Raw genomic sequence first — 20,844 nt, forward strand, 5'->3', positions numbered from 1 at the left:
GTTGATGGAGTGACTTTAGGGGCTTGCGTAAGGGGGATAAACGCGCAACCTTGGCGTTCACTGTTTGCATTTTCCAAACAATCAGAGGGCGCGAAGTGGACCGTTTCGATGCAATGCAGGCGTTCGCCCGGGTGGTCGAGGCGGGCAGTTTCACCAAGGCTGCCGAGACTTTGCACATGAGCAAGACCACGGTGACGCAGCTGGTGCAGCAGTTGGAGGCACGGCTGCGGGTCAAGTTGCTCAACCGCACCACGCGCAAGGTCAACGTCACGGCCGACGGTGCGATCTATTACGAGCGAGTGATCAAACTGTTGGCCGACATGGACGACGCCGAAACCAGTTTGTCCGGCGCCTCGGCATTGCCCAGAGGGCGCTTGCGCGTCGATGTGCCGAGCCCGCTGGCGAGACTGATTCTGATGCCGGCATTGCCTGAGTTTCACGCGCGTTATCCGGATATTCAGATCGACATGGGGGTCAGTGACCGCATCGTCGACATCATCGATGAGAACGTCGATTGCGTGGTGCGCGGCGGTGAATTGCTCGACCAGTCACTGATGGCCCGGCGGGTAGCCGACCTGCAACTCGGTGTCTTCGCCGCGCCCACTTACCTGGCCCGCGCCGGCACGCCGCAGCATCCCCGCGAGCTGGAAGACTCCCATCATCGGGTGGTCGGCTTTCTCTGGGCGCGCACCGGCAAACCCGTGCCTTACGCCTTGCACAATGGCAGCGAACACCTGCAGATCAAGGGCCGCCACGTACTCGCCGTCGATGACGGCAACGCTTACCTTGCGGCAGGTCTGGCCGGCATGGGCGTGCTGTGGTTACCCAGGTACATGTCGCACGCACATCAGGCTCGGGGCGAGTTGGTGCCGCTGTTCGAGGACTGGCAACTCGAGCCGATGCCGCTCTACGTGGCGTACCCGCCGAACCGGCATGTCAGCCTGAAGCTGCGGGTGTTCATTGACTGGATCGTCGAGCTGATGGCGCAACATGCGCCGCTCATGACTCGCCAAGTTGATTGATCAGCCATTCACTGAAGCATCGCGCCATCGGGTCATTCTCGCTGTCGCGATGGGTCAGCAGCGCCCAGTTCGGGCCGCGAATGGTTTGCTCCACCAGGGGCAGCAACAGTCCGTTTTGCTGCGCCTGGTGGCTGAGCAACTGACTGACCAGCGCGATCCCCAACCCCGCCGCAGCGGCATCGAGCAACAAGCCCGGATCGGAAAAATTCAGCCCCTGATCCTGCTGCCCGACATCGACCCCGGCTTCCACTGCCCAATGGCTCCAGTCCATTTCCCGCTCACCGTGGAGGGTGGTGCGCTGCGCGGCAGGCTGCGCCAAAACGCTTGGATGACACGCCGGAAACAGGCGGTCGGCATGCAGCACCTTGAAGCTGCATTCAGCCTGCGAGCTGATGTCGTCGCGCACTGCCAGATCGATGGTTTGCGTGGCCATGTCCGGCACTTCATCGGTGCTGTAGATCCACAGGTCCACCTCTGGATATCGAGCGCGAAAATCCGCCAGACGCGGCAACAACCAATGTCGGGCGAAGGCTGGCGTGGTGTTGAGCACCAGTTGATTGGGCTTCTGGTATTGCCCCAGACGCCGGATGCCGACCGCCAGTTGCTGCAACATCGCCTGAGTAGTGCTGAGCAAATCGTGGCCGGCATCGGTCAGGGCGACGCTGCGTCCGCTGCGAAAAAACAGCGGCTGTTCGAGGTACGCCTCAAGGCTGCGGATCTGCTGGCTGATTGCCGATTGGGTGAGGTGCAACTCATCGGCAGCCTTGTGAAAACTGCCGAGGCGAGCTGCCGCTTCGAAGCCGCGCAGAGAGCTGAGCGGTGGCCAGTGTTTAAGCATATAGATAAGTTCCTCTAATCATTTCTGCGCAAAATCCATCGTTTGTTTGCCTGTTTGCGCGTCCGTAGCATGGTCGGCGTGAACACATTGGCTTAACTTACGAGACTTATCATGCAGCACAATGACAATAAAAACAGCGCTTGGATGATGCCGGCGGAGTGGGCCACCCACGCTGCCACCTGGATGGTCTGGCCGCACAATCAGGCGCTGTGGGAATCGGGATGGCGTGTGACTTTGCCGCAGGTGCAAGAGGATTTCGCCCGAGTCGCCAACGCCATCGCCCGTTTCGAGCCGGTGAAAATGGTCGTCGATCCGTCGGCGCTAGCGAGCGCCAAAGCGCTGTGCGGACCGAACATCGAGCTGATCCCGTTGGCGGTCAACGACAGCTGGTGCCGCGACTCTGGCCCGAGCTTTGTCTGCCACCCGCAACAAGGACTGGCCGGTGTCAGCTGGCGCTTCAATGCCTGGGGCGGCAAGTCGGCGCACGAGCTGGACGAAAGCCTGGCACGCCGTGCACTCAATCACCTGGGGCTGGAATGCTTTGGCACGCCGTTGAGCAACGAAGGCGGGGCGATTCACGTTGATGGCGAGGGGACGCTCATCACCACCGAGTCGGTGTTGCTCAATCCCAATCGCAACCCGGACATCGGCAAGGCTGAAATGGAAGAAATCTTCAGTCGCTTGCTCGGCGTGAAGAAAACCATCTGGCTGCCGGGCGATCCTGATTACGTCACCGGCGACATGACTGATGGCCACGTCGATGGCGTCTGCGCCTTCGCCCGTCCCGGTGTGTTGCTGGTGGATGCGACCCACGACCAGCACTCGGTGTACGCCGAAGTGGTGCGCGAAAACCGCCGCGCTCTGGAGCTGGCGACCGACGCTCAGGGGCGCAAGTTCGAGCTGATCGAACTGTTCGAAGCCAGCGAAGCCGTGGATACCGAAGCCGAAGTGTTCTGCGCTTCGTACACCAATTTCTACATCGCCAACGGCGCGATCATCATGCCGGCCTACGGCATCGAGGCCGACGAGGCGGCGGCGAAAGTGCTGGCGCAGGCCTTCCCCGGACGCGAAGTGGTGCCGGTGCGCATCAATCATCTGGCCCATGGCGGCGGCGGGGTGCATTGCATCACCCAGCAGCAACCCGCCTGGCCAGTGGAGGGTTGAGCGATGAGCCATCTGACCATCGCCACCACTCAGATGCCGTGCACCTGGGACCTGCCGCGCAACCTCGATCAGGCCGAGCAACTGGTGCGTGAGGCCGCCGCGAAGGGCGCGCAGGTGATCCTGTTGCAGGAGCTGTTCGCCACCCCGTATTTCTGCATCGAACAGAGCCACAAACATCTGGCGCTGGCCGAAGAGTATCGCGACAGCCGCCTGCTGCAGCGTTTCGCCGCGCTGGCCAAAGAGCTGGGCGTGGTGCTGCCGCTGAGCTGGTTCGAAAAGGCTGGCAATGCCTACTTCAATTCGCTGAGCGTGGCCGATGCCGACGGGCGTCTGTCGGGGGTGTATCGCAAGACCCACATCCCCAACGCCATCGGCTATCAGGAGAAGGAATATTTCAGCCCCGGCGACAGCGGCTTCAAAGTCTGGGACACCGCGTTCGGCCGCCTCGGCGTGGGCATCTGCTGGGATCAATGGTTTCCCGAGACCGCGCGTTGTCTGGCGCTGATGGGCGCTGAAGTGTTGCTGTTTCCCACGGCTATCGGCTCCGAGCCGGGTTGCGCGGCGCTGGACTCTCGCGACCATTGGCAGATGACCATGCGCGGCCATGCCGCCGCCAACCTGCTGCCGGTGGTGGCGGCCAACCGGGTCGGGCGAGAAGTGGCGAGCACCGATCAGGCGCTGCAGATGAACTTCTACGGTTCGTCGTTCATCAGCGATCACAAGGGCAAGTTGCTGGCCGAAGCCGACCGCGACAGCACTGGCGTGCTGGTGCACAGCCTCGATCTCGACGCGATGCGCGAAGAGCGCCTGAGCTGGGGCATTTACCGCGACCGGCGCCCGGACATGTATGGCGCGCTGCTCAGTCAGGACGGCCAACACCTTCACGCACGCTGGACCACTCAAGGGGTTTGAACATGGCTTCGCACCACCAACGACTGCTCGGTGTTCTGGGCTTGACATTGATTTGCGTGATCCCGTCGCTGCATGCCGAGGACAAAACCCTGCGGCTGTACAACTGGGCCGATTATTTTGCCGAAGACACCCTGAGCCGCTTCACCGCCGAAACCGGGATCAAGGTGATCTACGACGTCATGGACGGCAGTGAAACCCTCGAAGCGAAGATGCTTTCAGGTGGCAGCGGCTATGACCTGATTTTCCCCGGCGACACCGTGGCCGAGCGCCTGATGCGTGCCGGCAGCCTGATGCCGCTGGATCAATCGAAGCTGACAGCGCTGGCCGACATCGAGCCCGGTTTGCAGAAACTGCGCAGCCATTACGAACATTCCAGCCAGGCCACCGTGCCCTACACCTGGGGCACCATCGGCCTGACTTACAACGCAGCGCAGATCAAACAGCGCATGGCCGATGCCCCCGTCAATAGCCTGGACATGCTGTTCAAACCGGAGCTGGCCGCGAAGTTTGCCGACTGTGGCATTTCGTTGATCGACTCGCCGGATGAAGTGCTGGCAGTCGTGCTCAATTATCTGGGCCGAGACCCGCGCAGCGCGAAACCGGCGGATCTGGCGGCGGCCAGTGAGGTGCTGATGAAGCTGCGACCGTACGTGCGCAAGTTTCAGTCGCAACCGGTGACCGATCTGGTCAACGGCAACCTGTGCCTGTCGCTGGGTTACAGCGGCGACATGACCCAGGCCCAGCGCACCTCGGACAGCGCTGGCAAGAGCACCCGCTTCGAGTACCGCATCCCGCGCGAAGGCACCACGGTGTGGATGGACACCATGGCGATTCCGGTCGATGCGCAACACCCGGAATACGCCTACGCCTTCATCAACTTCGTGATGCGCCCGGAGAACATGGCGGCGATCAGTAATTTCACCGGTTACCCGACTTCCAACGCCAAGGCACGGGCCAGCGTCGACGCGGCGATGCGCAATAACCCGGACATCTACCTTGACGAGGCGACCTATGCTCGATTGATCCCGGGCAAGGACATTCCTCAGGCTGATATGCGCGCCCGCATGCGCACCTGGACCAAATTCAAAACCGCCACCCACCCATGATTCAACGGCCGGCGCCCGGTCGCCGGCCCCTTTCAGGAAAGCCCGTTATGTCGACGCGTCGTGAGTTCATCAAACAGGTATCGGTCGCTGCAGGTATCAGCGCCGCGGTCATGGGCCTTGGCCTGGCACCCGGCAAACTGCTGGCGGCCAGCACGGGGGATTGGTTCATGCCCGACGAGGGCGACCCGCATGAGCGCGCCTTCATCGCTTTCGGCGCACAGGAAGCGATCTGGGAAGATTTCACCGCGGATGTGCAGGCAGCGCTGGGCCGGATTGCCCGCACCATTGCCCGTTATGAACCAGTCACGGTGTTATGTCGCAGTGGCGAACGCAGCCTCGCCGAAGAGTATTGCGGCACCGGCAACGTCACCTACGTGACCGCCGCGCTCGACGATATCTGGATGCGCGACATCGGCGCCAATTTCGTCATCGACGACAAGGGCGGACTCGGCGCCGTGGACTTCAATTTCAACGGTTGGGGCAACAAGCAGCGGCATAACAAGGACGCGAAAATCGCCGCGCGAGTGGCCGCCGATGCACAGGCGACATACCTGCGCAGCGAGCTGGTGGGCGAGGGTGGCGGCATCGAAGTCGACGGCCACGGCACCGGGATCATGACCGAAAGCAGCTGGATCAACAGCAACCGCAATCCCGGCTGGAGCAAGGCCGATGTCGAGGCTGAATTGAAGGAGCGCCTGGGCCTGCGCAAAATCATCTGGCTGCCGGGGATCAAGGGCAAAGACATCACCGACGCCCACGTTGATTTCTATGCGCGGTTCGTCAGGCCCGGCGTGGTGATCGTCAACCTCGACACCGACCCGCAGTCCTACGATCACCAGGTCACGCTGGCGCACCTGGAAATTCTCAAGAAAGCCACCGACGCTGACGGTCGCCCGCTGCAGATCCACACGATTTCGCCTCCGCTCAAGCCGCGCAAAAGCAAGTTCAACCAGAACAACCCGGACTTCGCCGCCGGTTACATCAACTACTTCGTAATCAACGGCGCGATCATCGCCCCGGAATTCGGCGACAAGGCAGCCGATCAGAAGGCTTGCGACTTGTTGTCGAAGCTGTACCCGGAGCGCAAAGTCGAGCTGCTGAACATCGATGCGATCGCTGCCGGTGGCGGCGGGATTCACTGCGTGACCAGTCATCAGCCGCAAGCGTGATTGACTCTTTGGCCCATCAAGCCAACTATCGGCGCATAACAACATGACCGATGGGCCAGACCTTGATCGAACGACGTCAATTCAGCGGAGGCATGAAGGGCAAAAACCTCCGCTATCTGAATGAGCAAGCCGCCGAGACCCGCATCACCCGCACCGGTTTTCTGTTGCTGGAGCATTTTTCGCTGCCGGCCTTCACCCAGGCGCTGGACACGATCATCACCGCCAACCTGTTGCGCGCCGGACTGTTCAGCTCGCGCACGTTCGGGCTGGGCGAGGGTGAGGTGATCAGCGACCTGGGGTTGGTGATTCGCCCGGATGCGCGGATTGACGCCGCCAGCCTTGCGGATCTGGACTTGCTGGTGGTGTGCGGCGGCTACCGCACTGAGCTGAAGGCGAGCGAGGAGTTGATCAGCCTGCTGCGCTCGGCGCCGGAGCGCGGGGTCAGTCTGGCCGGTTTGTGGAACGGTGCGTGGTTTCTCGGCCGCGCCGGCCTGCTCGATGGTTACCGTTGCGCGATTCATCCGGAACACCGTCCGGCGCTCACGGAAATTGCCAAGGCCACCCAGGTCAGCAGCGAGCCTTATGTGATCGATCGCGACCGGCTCACGGCGGCGAGTCCGTCCGGGGCTTTCCATATGGCGCTGGACTGGATCAAGGGCCTGCACGGCAAGGCGCTGGTCGAAGGTATCGAGGACATCCTGGCGTTCGAGGAGTCGCGGTATCGGCGGATCAAACCGGATGAAAACCTTTGCGTCAGTGCACCGTTGCGCGAGGTGGTCAAGCTGATGGACGCCAACCTCGAAGAGCCGCTGGAGCTGGAGCAACTGGCGGTGTACGCCGGGCGCTCGCGGCGACAGCTGGAGCGTTTGTTCAAGGAGCAGTTGGGCACCACGCCGCAACGCTATTACCTGGAATTGCGCATCACTGAAGCCCGGCGCCTGTTGCAGCACACCGAGCTGTCGCAGATGGAAGTGCTGGTGGCCTGTGGTTTCGTTTCGCCGAGCCATTTCAGCAAGTGCTACAGCGCGTTTTTCGGTTATCGACCGTCCAGGGAAAAACGCCTGGTCAAATAGACCGTGGCGTTTTCTGCCTTCGGTCTCAGAGGTGATCGGCGTCGATCACCGCCTGAGCAAACGCCTGCGGATCTTCCTGCGGCAGGTTGTGGCCGATGCCGCCGTTGATCAGGCGGAACTGGTACTTGCCGGTGAAACGCTTGGCGTAATCCTCGGGCGCCGGGTGCGGCGCGCCGTTGGCATCGCCCTCGAGGGTGATGGTCGGCACGCTGATCGACGGGGCGCTGGCGAGTTTCTGTTCCAGCGCCGCGTACTGCGGTTCGCCCTGCACCAGGCCCAGACGCCAGCGGTAGTTGAACACGGTGATCGCGACGTGATCGGGGTTCTCCAGCGCTTTGGCGCTGCGGTCGAACGTGGCGTCATCGAACGCCCACTTCGGCGAGGCGAGCTGCCAGATCAGTTTGGCGAAGTCGTGGGTGTTTTTCCGGTAGCCGTCACGGCCTCGTTCGGTGGCAAAGTAGAACTGATACCACCACTGCAATTCGGCCTTGGGCGGCAATGGATTCTGCCCGGCAGCCTGATTGCCGATCAGGTAGCCGCTGACCGAGACCAATGCCTTGACCCGCTCTGGCCACAACGCCGAAACGATGTCCGCCGAACGCGCGCCCCAGTCGTAACCACCGAGCACCGCTTGCTGGATATTCAGTGCATCCATGAAGTCGACCACGTCGCTGGCCAGTGCCGCCGGTTGACCGTTGCGCAGTGTCTGGTCCGAGAGGAAATGCGTGTCGCCATACCCCCGCGCATACGGCATCAACACCCGATAACCCTTGGCGGCGAGCAATGGCGCGACCCCGTCATAACTGTGAATGTCGTACGGCCAGCCGTGCAGCAGAATCACCACCGGCCCCTGCGCCGGACCGGTTTCGGCGTAGGCCACATCCAGCAGGCCGGCCTGCACATGCTTGAGCGGGCCGAACGGCGAGGGGGCGGCATAGCTGACGCGGTGGTCGCCGGGTGCCGGCTGCGCGGCGGCGGCCGTTGGCATTTGAGTCGCCGCCAGCGCGCCGAACAGCGCCACGGCGAAGATGTGCATACGGTTGAATGCTGCGTTTTTCATGCTGAAGTCTCCTTGGCAATCCTGTCGGGGGCAGGTGCGGGCTGAACCCGCCAAACCTTGCAGGCATTTGAACGCCGGGACGTATCTGGCCCATGTCGAAAAAGCGCGGTGATTCAAGTTCATGTATCGCCGGGGCGTCTGTACACACTGAGATACACAGCCGGTGTGCTTTGTATGGCCGTGTATTCGGCGTTGCGCACGATACACAGCGAGACCAACCCCGGGTTTTTCGACACATGGCCGCTACACCCGGCAGTCACAGTGCAGGCCTTCACACCACCACTGTCGAGAGGGCAACTGCATGCAACGCACACTGATTCTGGCCACTGTGGCCGCACTGATTTCATTCACCGATCTGGTGCAAGCGGCGGACGCTCAAGCCATGAGCTGGCAGCAGGGCTTGAGCCGTACCGACCTGATTCGTCAGGACCTGGGCGACGCGGATCGCGAGGTGATACAGGCACGTATCGATTTCGACCCGGGTGTCACCGCGCCGCGGCATGCGCATCCGGGTGTCGAAGTGGCGCACGTGCTCAGCGGCACGCTGGAGTATCAACTGGAGGGGCGCCCGGCGGTCACGCTAAAGGCCGGCGACTCACTGTTCATCCCGGCAGGTGTTGCTCATGTGGCGAGGAACGTCGGTCAGGACCAAGGCGTGGAACTGGCGACCTATGTGGTGAAAAAGGGTCAGCCGCTGCTGCAACTGAAGCCGTGATCGGGCTTATCTGGCGCGCAGCAACTTGCGGTAATCCACCGGCGAAATCCCGCGAGCCTGACGGAAGGAATGGCTGAAAGAACTGGCCTGCGAGTAACCCAGCATCAGGGCGATGTTCATGATGCTGGTCTCGGTGCGGCGCAGGTAATGGTCGGCCAGTTCCATGCGCATGGTTTCCAGCACCTGATTGAAGTTTTCCCCTTCCGCCGCCAGTTTTCGCTGCAAGGTGCGCGGCGAAATCGCCAGCTGCCGGGCCAGGCTTTTCAAGCTGAAATCGCCGGTCGGCAACTGTTCGGTGAGCAAGGCACGCAAGCGGTCGGTCACGGAAAATGCCGGGTACGACAGACAGAGCTGCCAGTCGGCCTCCAGCAGCATGCTGCGATGCATGCGTGGGTCGGCGCCCTGGATGCGTGACGAGAGGGTCGATTCGGCGAACACCAGCGCGTTGCTCCCGGCTTCGAACTGCACCGGACAACCAAAAATCGCTTCGTAGAGTGCCGGCTCGCCGAGCGCCGGGTGCCTCATTCTGACCTCCAGCATCGGCGAGTTACTGGCGATCAACCAGCGGCCGAACGCCGCCCAGCCGGCCATTAACGTTTCCTGATGCAGGGCGCAGTAAGGCTCCAGCTCACTGATGCGTTGGTCTTCGAGGGTCACGCGGCCGTCGCCGATGACGATCCGGGTCTGGCTGGACGGGCTGTCGTAAACGATCTTGCCGAACCGCAGAATCATGTTCAGCGACTCGCCGAGCGTCGCACTGGTCATCAGCACGTAACCCAGTACGCCGTAGGTGCCGGGGCGCACGGCGGCGCCGACCAGCAGACCGAAATGCGGCAGGTTGCTGCTGCGCGCCGCCAGTTCCAGCAAGGTCCGCAGTTGGCGCATGGGAATGCGCACAATCGAATCGGACAACTGCTCGCGTGAGAGTCCGGTCTGCTGCAACAGCCAGTCGCCATCGCAGCCGTGTTGCTCGGCGACATCAAGGACGTGGTTCACGAAAGCAGCGCTGGAAGTGGCGGGTCGCATGGGGGGAGGGGAAGTCCGGTCATCCGGTGATCTTGCTTTTCCGAAAGGTGAAGAAAGCGACGTCGCCAAGGCGCGCGGCGTCAGTAGACCCTACATGCGCCCGATCACCGGAATGCCGGTGCCGGTGACCGCAGACGCCTGTTCCGAAATCAGAAACAGAATGACCGCCGCCAGCTGCGCGGGTGTCACCCAGCGCTGGTGCTCGGCGTCGGGCATGGCCTCACGGTTTTGCGGGGTGTCGAGCACGCTCGGTAGCACGGCATTGACCGTGATGCTCATGTCCTTGAGCTCTTCGGCGAGGCTTTCGGTCAGGCGCAGTACGCTGGATTTCGACGCAGCGTAAGCACCCATCCCCAGTCCGGCCCTGGCCGCCATGCTCGCGCCGATATTGACGATGCGCCCCGCCGAGGATTGCAGCAGCAATGGCAGCAGGGCTTTGCTGGCATTCAAGGCGGTTCGCAGGTTCAGCGAGTAGAGCCGATCCCAAGCCTCTATCGCACCACCGAGCAATGGCTCCCACGCGTAACCGCCAGCGCCGTTTACCAATGCATCGAGGCGCCCGAAGTAGCGATTGATCTGGTGGGCGACGTCCTGGCAATCGGCAAAGGAAGTCAGATCGATGCCGGACAGGACCAGTCGGTTATGGGAACTGGGTAGCGTAATCGTCGCCTGATCGATCAGCACCAGATCCGCGCCCCGGGCGGCGGCCATGTCCGCCAGGGTCTCGCCGAGATTCCCCAGGGCGCCGGTAATCGCCACAACGCGCCGTGAGAGTGACTGAGTCATCAAGAGTCCTTTCCTTTTTAAGGGCGCATACTCTAATGATATCGGTCGCCCGTGGCATGCTTTTGGATGTCAACTTGTTGTGCAAAAGTGCCAATTTTTTTTGCTTGGCAAATCTTCGGCCAAGGGTCGTGAAACAGGCGTCAGAAAGTTGGCTTCTGCCGCTCTTCAGCCGTCCAGTCCTGAAAGCCTGGCGATGGTTTGGTCTGGCATGCTTGTCATCGTTTCCCCAGGCGCGATGGCTTTTCTGAAGTCTGCGGCGTGTTTTTTTGCGCCACCTATTCTGTTGCTGCAGCAAGCCCGTGCGACTTGTATCCTTGCCCGCGACAAGGACAAGCGGCTGTAGTCATCGAGTCGGTCGACCCGCCGCAAGAACGGAAACCGGATTTTCCCAAAGGTAGTGATGTGAAGCGTGATACCCGCCTGGTAGTGCTGTTGTTGTTGGTGATCGGCTGTTCCCTCGCGTCGCTGACGGTATGGAAAGTGCTGGCCTCTCGCGAGCGTGCGCTGGAGGAAGTCAACGTTCATGGCTTGAACCTGACCCAGGCGCTGGCGACGTATTCCGAAGGGATCGTGCGCCAGAGTTCGTTGCTGCTGCTCGGACTCGTCGAACGTCTGGAAACCGAAGGCAGTGGCCCCGCGCAGATCCAGCGTCTGAGCGCACTGGTCAACCGTCAGGAGCCGCTGATGCCGCAGCTCAGCGGCATCACCATCTACGACAATCAGGGCCGCTGGCTGATGTCGTCCAACCGACCGATTCCGGCCGGGGCCAACAGCCGTGATCGCGCCTACTTCATCCATCATCGCGACGATCCGAGCCGCGAGACCTTTATCGGTCCGCCGATCCAGAGCCGCTCCAATCAGGAGTGGGTGATTACCGTCAGCCGCCGTTTCAACGATGCGCACGGCGAGTTTGCCGGGGTGGTGGCGGTGACGCTGGGGGTCGAAAACTTTCTGCGCCTGTTCGGCAAGATCGATGTGGGGCAGGAGGGCGCCATTGGCTTGTCTTATACCGACGGTACGTTGCTTGTGCGCTATCCCTTCCGCGAGCAGGACATGGGGCGCAACTTTTCCAAGTCGCCGATCTATGCGAAGTATCTGGTCGATCGATCCGTCGGCACCGCGTCGTTTACCTCCAGCCTGGACGGCGTCGAGCGGCTTTACGCCTTCCGCAAGAGCGACCGGCTGCCGCTGATCACCACCGTTGCTCTCGGCAAGCGCGAGGCCCTCGCGGCGTGGCGCATGGAAGCCTGGTTGTCGGCTGTGGTGGTCACGGGATTGCTGGGGCTTACCGGGCTGATCGGCTGGTGCCTGATGCTGGATATCCGCCGGCGTACCAGGGCTGAAGATCAATTGCGTGGCACGCAGCAGCAGTTGCTCTCATCCAATCGCCAGCTTGAGTTGCTGGCGATGAAGGATGCCTTGACGGGTCTGGCCAACCGGCGCTGCTTCGATGAGAGCCTCGCCATGGAAGCCCGGCGCGCCCAACGTGACGGCACGACACTGGCGTTGCTGATGATCGATATCGATTACTTCAAGCTGTTCAACGATTCATTCGGGCATGTCGCCGGCGATGCTTGTCTGCAGAAGGTCGGCAGAATCCTCGAGGGTTGCGTACGGCGCCCGTCGGATCTGCTGGCGCGGTATGGCGGAGAAGAAATGGCGGTGATCATGCCGGACACCGACGGTGCCGGTGCAACGGTCGTCGCGCAACTGATCCTTGATCGTCTGGCGCAAGCGCATATTGCGCACGCCTCCAGCCCGGTCGGGCGTGTGACCGTGAGCATCGGGATTGCGGCAGCATCGGGGGCACAACTGGATCACGTGCCAGGTTTGATCGAGGTGGCCGATCAGGCGCTGTATAACGCCAAGACGACGGGACGTAACCGGTTTGTACCGGCCGAGTGGTGACGGGGGCGAACAGGACGTTGTCAATCAGTGGCGTCGGGCGCCTCCCGCAGAGTCTCAGGGCGTCAGCACGACGGCGCCGTTGAAGTGCCCGCTACGTAGACACGTCAGCGCCTGATTGGCGTCCTCCAGGGCAAATCGGGTGACGTCGCAATGCACGGGTGTGTGCTGCAGCTGCGCAAAAAACGCGGTGCCGTCTTCACGGGTCAGGTTGGCCACGGAGCGTACGCTGCGTTCGCCCCACAGCAAACGATAGGGAAAGGCGGGGATATCGCTCATGTGGATGCCGGCGCAAATCACGCAGCCGCCCTTGACGGTGGCGGACAGCGCCAGTGGCACCAGCGCCCCGACGGGCGCAAAGATCAGGCTGGCGTCCAGCGCATGGGGCGGTGGCTGATCCGAAGGGCCAGCCCATTCGGCGCCGAGGGTGCGTGCATAGGCCTGGCCTTCGTGGTCATCCGCTCGGGTAAAGGCGTAGACCTGTTGCCCGCGACCGCGGGCAATCTGAATTGCCAGATGTGCCGCCGCGCCAAATCCGTACAGCCCCAGGTGTTGCGCGCCCTGAGCCATTTGCAAGGCGCGAAAGCCGATCAGGCCGGCGCACAACAACGGCGCCGCCTGACTGTCGCTCAGCGTGTCCGGGATTTCAAAGCAGAAGCGCTGATCGGCGACGGTGTATTCGGCATAGCCGCCATCCAGCTGACAACCGGTGAACTGCGCCTGATCGCAGAGGTTCTCCCGACCCGAGCGGCAGAAGACGCATGCGCCGCAGGTCCAGCCCAGCCACGGCACGCCAACCCGCCGGCCAATCCATTCAGCGGCCACATCGGCGCCTGCGGCGATGACTTCTCCGACGATTTCATGCCCCGGCACGCGGGGCAGAACCGCTTGTGGCAACTCGCCGTCGAACAGGTGCAGATCGGTACGACACACCCCGCAAGCCAGTACCCTGAGCAACAGTTGCTGCGCGCTGGGCGTGGGGATCGGCCGTTCTTCGCATTGCAGCGGTTGCCCGGGTGAATACAGGACCATGGCACGCACGATGATTCTCCTCGCGTTGCAAGAAAGCGCTGAGTTGCGCTCCCTCCTGCAGCGTCTGTTTCCCATAGAACCGGAGCACTGATGACGGCGCTTGATTTAAATCAAGTCTTGCAGGTTTCAGGCTTTCAGAATCGACGGACGAATCTCTGTTCAGTGAACCCGGGGCGGTAAACCTCATGAGCGATTTCCTCAATGCGCAACAACTGGAAGGCCTGGACGCTTACTGGCGCGCTGCCAATTACCTGGCTGTCGGGCAGATTTACCTCAAGGACAACCCGCTGCTCAAGGAGCCTTTGCGCCGGGCTCATATCAAACCGCGTTTGCTGGGGCATTGGGGCACGACGCCGGGGCTTAACCTGATCTACACCCACCTCAACCGGTTGATCAAACAGTACGACCTCAACATGCTTTTTGTGACCGGCCCCGGTCATGGCGGGCCGGCGATCGTGGCGCAGACCTATCTGGAAGGCACCTATACCGAGTGTTATCCGGCGGTGGAGCGCAATGCTAACGGTCTGCTGCGCCTGTTTCGGCAGTTTTCCTGGCCGTACGGAATTTCAAGTCATGTGTCGGCCCAGATTCCAGGGTCGATTCACGAGGGTGGGGAGTTGGGGTACAGCCTCGCGCATGCCTATGGGGCCGCGTTCGATAATCCTGACCTGGTGGTCGCCTGCGTGATCGGCGACGGTGAGGCGGAGACCGGCACGCTGGCGGCCAGCTGGCACTCGAACAAATTCCTCAATCCTGTGCGTGACGGGGCGGTGCTGCCGATCCTGCACCTCAATGGCTACAAAATTGCCAACCCGACGTTGCTGTCCAGAATCAGCGAGGATGAACTCTCGGCGCTGATGTACGGCTATGGCTACGATCCCTTTTTCGTTGAGGGCGACGATCCGGTGCAAGTGCATCAGGCATTGGCGCAGACACTCAACACCATCGTGCTGAAGATTCGCCAGATTCAGCTCGAAGCGCGGCAACGGCCGCCGTCCAGGGCCGTGTCACGGCCGTTCTGGCCGATGCTGGTGTTACGCACGCCCAAGGGTTGGACCGGCCCCGGATTTGTCGACGGCCATCGGGTTGAAGGCACGTGGCGCGCGCATCAGGTGCCGCTGGCCGACTTCACCCAGCCGCTCCATTTGCAACAACTGGAAGAGTGGCTGAGCCGTTATCGTCCCGAGGAATTGTTCGATGCCCAAGGTGCCTTGATGCCGGAAATCGCCGCGCTGGCGCCCACCGGACACCGGCGCATGAGTGCCAATCCCCACGCCAATGGCGGTGTGATGTTGCGTGCGCTGGACCTGCCGGGTTTTGCCGATTACGCCGTGAGCGTGGCTGGGCCGGGGACTTTGCGCGCCGAAGCCACCCGAGTGCTGGGAGAATTCCTGCGTGATGTGATGAAAAACAGCCTGGCCAGCCGCAACTTTCGGCTGTTTGGCCCTGACGAAACCGCCTCCAATCGCCTTGATGCGGTGTATGAGGTCAGCGCCAAGACCTGGATCGATCCGCTGGAACCTGACGACCTGAACTTGTCGGCGGACGGCCGGGTAATGGAAATTCTCAGCGAACAGGTGTGCGAGGGGTGGCTGGAAGGCTATTTGCTGACGGGTCGACATGGATGGCTGTCGTGCTATGAGGCGTTTATCCATATCGTCGATTCGATGGTCAATCAGCATGCCAAATGGCTGAAGACAGCCGCCGAGGTGCCGTGGCGCGAACCTGTGGCATCGCTGAACCTGCTGTTGACCTCCCACGTCTGGCGTCAGGACCACAATGGGTTCTCACACCAGGATCCGGGATTCATCGACATGCTGGCGAACAAGAAGCCGGACGTGGCGCGCATCTACTTGCCGCCCGATGCCAACTGCCTGTTATCGGTCGCCGACCACTGCCTGCGCAGCCGTAATTACATCAACGTCATCGTCGCCGGCAAGCAACCGGAATGGCAGTGGCTGAGCATTGACGCGGCACAGCAACACTGCCAGGCAGGTGGCGGCCGATGGGCGTGGGCCAGTCACGATGATCAGGATCCGGACGTCGTCATGGCCTGCGCCGGCGATGTGCCGACGCTGGAAACCTTGGCCGCCTTGACCCTGTTGCGCGACTACGTGCCGGACTTGCGCGTCAGGGTGGTCAATATCGTCGACCTGATGCTGCTGCAGCCGTCCAGTCAGCACCCTCATGGCTGGTCGGATAGCGCGTTCAATGCGCTGTTCACTGTCGACAGACCGGTGATTTTTGCCTTTCACGGGTATCCGGCGCTGATCCATCGGCTGGTCTACAAACGCGCCAATCATGCCAACTTTCACGTACGAGGTTTCAAAGAGGAGGGCGCGACCACTACGCCATTCGACATGGCCGTGATCAACGATCTTGATCGCTACCGACTGGCGCTGGACGTGATCGAGCGGGTGCCACGCCTGCAGGATCTCGTAAACGTTGCGCGGGAGCGTTACTGGTCCGTCATGGAGCAACACAAGCTGTACCTCATCGAGCACGGCGAAGACCTTCCCGAAGTGCGCAACTGGCAATGGACACCTCGCCAGACGCCATGAGCGGTTATTTGTTCTTCCAGTATTTCTGCATTTCCAGAAACAGAAACGACGCGGTCCAGGTTATGAGGACAAGGCCGGTCAAGGCCTCAAGCCCGGTCAGGTACTTGAGGTGGCCAACCGGCGAAATATCGCCGAAACCGATGGTCGTGTACGTCGTGAAGGAGAAGTACACGCAATCCATCAAAGAACCGTCGAAGTTGCCGGTCAGCTGTCCCCATTCGCCCGCGCGGGACATCAGGAAATAAACCACGGCGAATGCCCAGACCTCGATGGCATGGGCCAGCAGGCTGCCCAACACCCCGACAACGATTCTGAACCGGCTCCAGATTTTCAGGCGCGGCATCCAGTCATTCAGGCGCAGCAGACACTCATAGTGGATCACTACCGCGATGATCACGACCAGGCTGTTGATCAGGGTGACGGCAAGCATTGGCCTGGCTCCAGGAAGACGAGCGTGTCACGCCAGCAGCAGATGGTCTTCGACCCGGCCGACGCCGGGCACTGACCAGGCCGCGCGCTCGGCAATCTGGCGTTCGCGCCACAGGTGAACCCGGCCTTCGAGCCGCACCACATCGCCTTCGACTTTGACGTGAATGTCCTGGGCATCGACTTCGGCGTTACGTTTGAGCGCGGCCTCGATGCGTTGCTGAATATCGAAGACATCCAGCCGTGGACGCAGGGTGATGCAATTGCTCACGCCGGTCACACCGGACAGCTTGCGTACCGAACGCTCGACGGTTTCCTTCTGATACTGCCAGTCGACTTCACCTTCCAGGGTGATGCGTCCGCTCTGCACGATGACCTTGACGTCACCTTCGGGAATGTCGCAGCTCCAGTGGATTATCTTCAGCGCCCGGGCAGCGATGGTGTCATCTGCGGTGCCGGCATTCCTGTCCAGTCGTACCTGGAGCTCTTCAGCCACTGCGCGCACGCCTTTCATGCGTTTCACCGCGCGCTCGGCACTGACCTTCTGAGCATAGCTTTTGACATGCCCGCTGAGGGTGACCACACCGTCCTCCACCGTGACGCCGATGTTGGCGGCATCGATTTCCGGCTGGAATTCGAGTTCTTCGAGAATATTTTTGCGCAGGTTCAAGTCGCTCATGACGGTGTCCTCTTTCGGGTAGGTGTCGATGGGTCAAACGTGCCTGTTGTTGTTTTTCTACACCGCGGTGACGCGCGCGCATTGAGGTATATCAACAATGCCGGCCTCGCCCTCGCATTGGCTGATGGCGTCTGCAAGTCGGTGATTGTTTGACAAAGATCAGAGTGGTGACCGGATAACGCCAGATACTCGAATCATTACCTTTGCCGTCGAGAGCAATCGAGGGAACAAACATGAACAAGCGCTTGCCGATTGTGGTGCTGAGTGTGCTGCTGGCAGCGACCACCGGTTGCAGTCATCGGCAGGCCGATGAACTCAACGCGCGGCTGGAGTCCGCTGAAGACAACGCGGCGACTGCCAGGCTGAGGGCTGATGAGGCGGTGCTCAAAGCGGAACAGGCGCAACGTGCTGCCGATGAAGCGAATGAGCGCGCCAAACGGCTGGCTGAGAAGGCCAATCGCAAGTAGCCGGCAACCATCTCGAAACAGCCATGAATCGGTGTTTTGGGCTGAAAGTGCCGGCGTTCTCATCCACATTCAGGAGACGGCCATGCGAATCACTTTTCTGGGGGCGGCTGGCACCGTCACCGGCAGCAAATACCTGTTGGATCACCGCGACCGGCATGTGCTGATCGACTGCGGGCTGTTTCAGGGTTACAAGCAATTGCGCCTGCACAACTGGGATCCTTTCCAGCTGCCCGTGCGGGATCTCGACGCGATCGTGCTGACTCACGCTCATCTGGATCACAGTGGCTACCTGCCGGTGCTGGTGCGCAACGGCTACCGTGGCCCGATCTATGCCACCGCAGCAACCTGTGAACTGGTGAAAATCCTGTTGCTCGACAGTGGGCGCCTGCAGGAAGAAGAGGCCGGATTCGCCAACCGCCATGGTTTTTCCAGGCATGCGCCGGCGTTGCCGCTGTACACCGAACAGGACGCCGAGCAGGCATTGAAACTCTTGCAGCCGGTGGAGTTGCATCATCGGGTCGAGATTGTTCCCGGCCTGAGCATCTTGCTGCGCGGTGCCGGACACATTCTGGGCGCGGCCACGGTCGAGGTGGTTGCCGACGGTGTCACGCTGGTCTGTTCCGGCGATCTGGGGCGGCCCAACGACCCGTTGATGCTTGCCCCCGAAACCATCGAACACACGGATTACCTGTTGATCGAGTCGACCTATGGTGACCGCCAGCACCCTGACGACGACCCCGAGCAACAACTGACCGACGTGATCAACCGCACGGCGTTGCGCCACGGCATTACCCTGGTACCGTCATTTGCGGTCGGTCGGGCGCAACTGCTGATGTATCACTTGTATCGCTTGAAGCAGAAACACGCGATTCCGGATCTGCCGATCTACCTCAACAGCCCGATGGCGACGGATGTCACGCGTCTGTATCAGCGTTTTCGCAGTGAGCACCGGTTGTCGCTGCAAGAATGCGAGGGCATGTGCCAAGGCACGCGTTTCATACGTTCGACTCAGGAGTCGATCGATCTCGATCATCAGCGCATTCCGGCCGTGATCATTGCCGCCAGCGGCATGGCCACCGGCGGACGGGTGCTGCACCACCTCAAGGCATTGGCGCCGAGCCCGGCCAACTCGCTGCTGATGCCCGGTTTCCAGGCCGGCGGCACGCGGGGCGCACAGATCGTTGCCGGTGCGCCGTCAGTGCGTATCCACGGTCAGGAGGTGCCGATCCGCGCTGAAGTGGTACCGATGCAGACTCTGTCCGCGCATGCCGATGCCGATGAAATCATCCAGTGGCTGCGCGGTTTCAAACGTGCACCGAAACACACGTACGTGGTGCATGGCGAACCCAACGCCTCGGACGTTCTGCGGCGGCGTATCAGCCTGGAACTGGGCTGGTCGGTGTCAGTGCCGGAGTACCGAGACAGCGCCGAACTGGGTGCCGATGCGCCTTCAGCCGAACGGCAGGAGTGACAGCGTCAAATCCGCTGGTGACGATCTTGACCGTTCCGCACGGTTCATCCGACTGGAGAACATTCATGAGCCAATATCAAAGTCTGTTGCTGGTAATCAATCCGGCTCTGCGCCGCTCTCCGGCGATCAGCCATGCGGCTGCTCTGGCCAAGGCCAGCGGGGCGACCTTGCATATCGTGGCGCTGGTCAAGTCATTGGACATTCTCTGGTTGCTTGAAGAAGGCGACCGGGAAACAGCCCGGGCGAACTATTTGCAGGATCACCGCGACTGGCTCAAATATCAGGCCGGCAACCTGCGCGACAGAGGCATTGACGTGACAGTCGAAGTCGCCTGGTCGGATGACATGAAGCAAGAGATCCTCGACCTCGTCACCGAGATGATGCCCGACCTGCTGATCAAGCAAGTGCAGCATGAGTCGTTGCTCAAACGCGCCTTCTTCACCCCGCTGGACTGGCACCTGTTGCGTCATTGCCCGGTCCCGGTCTATCTGCTGGGCGGGGCAGGACAGGCATTGCCACGCAAGATCGTGGCAGCGGTCGACGCCTCCGCAAGCGACCCGGTGAACGACCAATTGAACAAGCGCATCATCGATCAGGCCACGGCCATGGCGATCCAGTGTGACGCCGAGTTGCATCTGTTGTACGCCTACGACATTTCGCAGGAGTACCTGGAGGAACTGGGCGAAGGCTTGACGGTTTCAGAGCTGACCAAGGAACTGCGCAGAGAGTTCGAGAGCGCGTATATCGACCTGGCCAAGCGCTATGGAGTACCCGCCGAGCGCCGGCATTTCGTGGTCGGCCACCCGGTTGCCGCACTCAGTGAGTTCGCCGATGCACAGCATGTGGATGTGATCGTCATGGGCCGGGTGCAATACCACGGGCTGGACAAGCTGCTGGGCAGCACCACCGAACATATTCTTTATCAGGTGCCGTGCAATCTGTTGGCGGTCTGACAGCGACGTCTGCCTGCGACAAATGCCGTGATGGGTTTATTGCAGTGTCGACCGGTGATTAACACTGCCAACATCCAGTTGCCTGCCGGTTGGCCGTTCATTGACAAAAATCAGAGGCCGGCCGTGCTGACGCCAGATACTTCAGGGGGCGCCGGACTTTTCCCGGCGCAATCACCCAAGGAGAGTCATCATGAACAAGCGTTTATCTGTGGTTCTGCTCAGCGTCCTTTTGGCGATGAGCGCGGGGTGCAGCAATAAAAAGGCGCAGGAAATGGACACGCGAATCGACGCCGCCCAGAGCACTGCAAACGCGGCACAATCCCGTGCCGACGCGGCTTACTCCAGGGCGGATCAGGCAGCCGCTGCAGCCAGTCAGGCACAACGTACGGCCGATGAGGCCAATGAACGCGCCAGCCGGATGCTGGAAAAGGCCAGCCGCAAATAGTGAGTCCGTGCGGCCAGCGTTTGCAGCAGTTGTG

At 61.4% G+C, this 20,844-nt stretch carries 20 protein-coding genes; 13 read left to right on the forward strand and 7 right to left on the reverse strand.

Going from position 1 to position 20,844, the window contains the following annotated elements; genetic code table 11:
• The first annotated feature begins 95 nt into the window (after positions 1-95).
• Entirely contained in the window at positions 96-1,022 is a 927-nt protein-coding gene (locus tag ACYZUM_RS08800; RefSeq protein ID WP_108182542.1) for a LysR family transcriptional regulator, read from the forward strand.
• On the opposite strand, the gene ACYZUM_RS08805 is transcribed toward ACYZUM_RS08800, so the two are convergent.
• The gene (locus tag ACYZUM_RS08805; RefSeq protein WP_108182543.1) at positions 1,000-1,860 is read right to left on the reverse strand and encodes a LysR substrate-binding domain-containing protein; all 861 of its coding nucleotides are present in this window, start codon (positions 1,858-1,860) and stop codon (positions 1,000-1,002) included. The genes ACYZUM_RS08800 and ACYZUM_RS08805 overlap by 23 nt on opposite strands.
• 111 nt (positions 1,861-1,971) lie before the next feature.
• On the opposite strand from ACYZUM_RS08805, the gene ACYZUM_RS08810 reads away from it, so the two are divergent.
• The 5 genes from ACYZUM_RS08810 to ACYZUM_RS08830 are packed head-to-tail and all read left to right on the forward strand — an operon-like array spanning position 1,972 to position 7,284.
• Entirely contained in the window at positions 1,972-3,024 is a 1,053-nt protein-coding gene (locus ACYZUM_RS08810; protein ID WP_108182544.1) for an agmatine deiminase family protein, read from the forward strand.
• Between the two features lie 3 nt (positions 3,025-3,027).
• Positions 3,028-3,936: an N-carbamoylputrescine amidase gene (gene aguB, locus ACYZUM_RS08815; protein WP_108182545.1), complete on the forward strand. Its 909-nt coding sequence runs from the start codon at positions 3,028-3,030 to the stop codon at positions 3,934-3,936.
• Between the two features lie 2 nt (positions 3,937-3,938).
• On the forward strand, positions 3,939-5,042 hold the full coding sequence (locus tag ACYZUM_RS08820; RefSeq protein ID WP_108182546.1) for an extracellular solute-binding protein: 1,104 nt from the start codon (positions 3,939-3,941) through the stop codon (positions 5,040-5,042).
• Between the two features lie 47 nt (positions 5,043-5,089).
• Positions 5,090-6,211, forward strand: a complete 1,122-nt coding sequence (locus ACYZUM_RS08825) for an agmatine deiminase family protein (protein WP_108182547.1) — start codon at positions 5,090-5,092, stop codon at positions 6,209-6,211.
• Between the two features lie 50 nt (positions 6,212-6,261).
• On the forward strand, positions 6,262-7,284 hold the full coding sequence (locus ACYZUM_RS08830; protein WP_108182548.1) for a GlxA family transcriptional regulator: 1,023 nt from the start codon (positions 6,262-6,264) through the stop codon (positions 7,282-7,284).
• Positions 7,285-7,309: 25 nt separating this feature from the next.
• On the opposite strand, the gene ACYZUM_RS08835 is transcribed toward ACYZUM_RS08830, so the two are convergent.
• Positions 7,310-8,344 (reverse strand): alpha/beta fold hydrolase, encoded by a 1,035-nt coding sequence (locus ACYZUM_RS08835; RefSeq protein ID WP_108182549.1) that lies wholly within the window; start codon positions 8,342-8,344, stop codon positions 7,310-7,312.
• 301 nt (positions 8,345-8,645) lie between these two features.
• On the opposite strand from ACYZUM_RS08835, the gene ACYZUM_RS08840 reads away from it, so the two are divergent.
• A complete protein-coding gene (locus tag ACYZUM_RS08840) occupies positions 8,646-9,059 on the forward strand; it encodes a cupin domain-containing protein (RefSeq protein ID WP_108182550.1) in 414 nt (137 codons plus the stop codon).
• 6 nt (positions 9,060-9,065) lie between these two features.
• Here ACYZUM_RS08840 and ACYZUM_RS08845 read toward each other — a convergent pair whose 3' ends face one another.
• Together ACYZUM_RS08845 and ACYZUM_RS08850 are read right to left on the reverse strand one after the other, a co-directional pair.
• A complete protein-coding gene (locus ACYZUM_RS08845; RefSeq protein ID WP_473061313.1) occupies positions 9,066-10,055 on the reverse strand; it encodes an AraC family transcriptional regulator in 990 nt (329 codons plus the stop codon).
• A gap of 120 nt (positions 10,056-10,175) precedes the next feature.
• Positions 10,176-10,871, reverse strand: coding sequence for an SDR family NAD(P)-dependent oxidoreductase (locus tag ACYZUM_RS08850; RefSeq protein WP_047294060.1), 696 nt, complete (start codon positions 10,869-10,871; stop codon positions 10,176-10,178).
• A gap of 402 nt (positions 10,872-11,273) precedes the next feature.
• Between ACYZUM_RS08850 and ACYZUM_RS08855 the strand changes: the two genes are divergently transcribed.
• Positions 11,274-12,779: a sensor domain-containing diguanylate cyclase gene (locus ACYZUM_RS08855; RefSeq protein ID WP_108182552.1), complete on the forward strand. Its 1,506-nt coding sequence runs from the start codon at positions 11,274-11,276 to the stop codon at positions 12,777-12,779.
• A 54-nt stretch (positions 12,780-12,833) separates the two neighbouring features.
• Here ACYZUM_RS08855 and ACYZUM_RS08860 read toward each other — a convergent pair whose 3' ends face one another.
• Positions 12,834-13,817, reverse strand: coding sequence for a zinc-dependent alcohol dehydrogenase family protein (locus tag ACYZUM_RS08860; RefSeq protein WP_108182553.1), 984 nt, complete (start codon positions 13,815-13,817; stop codon positions 12,834-12,836).
• Between the two features lie 176 nt (positions 13,818-13,993).
• Here ACYZUM_RS08860 and ACYZUM_RS08865 point away from each other — a divergent pair, with 176 nt between their 5' ends.
• The gene (locus tag ACYZUM_RS08865) at positions 13,994-16,369 is read left to right on the forward strand and encodes a phosphoketolase family protein (RefSeq protein ID WP_108182554.1); all 2,376 of its coding nucleotides are present in this window, start codon (positions 13,994-13,996) and stop codon (positions 16,367-16,369) included.
• 4 nt (positions 16,370-16,373) lie between these two features.
• On the opposite strand, the gene ACYZUM_RS08870 is transcribed toward ACYZUM_RS08865, so the two are convergent.
• On the reverse strand, positions 16,374-16,799 hold the full coding sequence (locus ACYZUM_RS08870) for a potassium channel family protein (RefSeq protein ID WP_108182555.1): 426 nt from the start codon (positions 16,797-16,799) through the stop codon (positions 16,374-16,376).
• Between the two features lie 27 nt (positions 16,800-16,826).
• A complete protein-coding gene (locus ACYZUM_RS08875; RefSeq protein ID WP_108182556.1) occupies positions 16,827-17,474 on the reverse strand; it encodes a BON domain-containing protein in 648 nt (215 codons plus the stop codon).
• 233 nt (positions 17,475-17,707) lie between these two features.
• On the opposite strand from ACYZUM_RS08875, the gene ACYZUM_RS08880 reads away from it, so the two are divergent.
• From ACYZUM_RS08880 to ACYZUM_RS08895, 4 genes are all read left to right on the forward strand, one after another.
• Positions 17,708-17,941, forward strand: coding sequence for an Lpp/OprI family alanine-zipper lipoprotein (locus tag ACYZUM_RS08880; RefSeq protein ID WP_047294072.1), 234 nt, complete (start codon positions 17,708-17,710; stop codon positions 17,939-17,941).
• Positions 17,942-18,023: 82 nt separating this feature from the next.
• Positions 18,024-19,412, forward strand: a complete 1,389-nt coding sequence (locus tag ACYZUM_RS08885) for an MBL fold metallo-hydrolase RNA specificity domain-containing protein (protein WP_108182557.1) — start codon at positions 18,024-18,026, stop codon at positions 19,410-19,412.
• A 65-nt stretch (positions 19,413-19,477) separates the two neighbouring features.
• On the forward strand, positions 19,478-20,365 hold the full coding sequence (locus tag ACYZUM_RS08890; RefSeq protein ID WP_086791010.1) for a universal stress protein: 888 nt from the start codon (positions 19,478-19,480) through the stop codon (positions 20,363-20,365).
• A gap of 190 nt (positions 20,366-20,555) precedes the next feature.
• Complete coding sequence (locus tag ACYZUM_RS08895) at positions 20,556-20,810, forward strand: Lpp/OprI family alanine-zipper lipoprotein (protein WP_047294075.1); 255 nt, start codon at positions 20,556-20,558, stop codon at positions 20,808-20,810.
• Positions 20,811-20,844 lie beyond the last annotated feature (34 nt).

The sequence above is a fragment of the Pseudomonas sp. m6p genome, assembly GCF_055760375.1.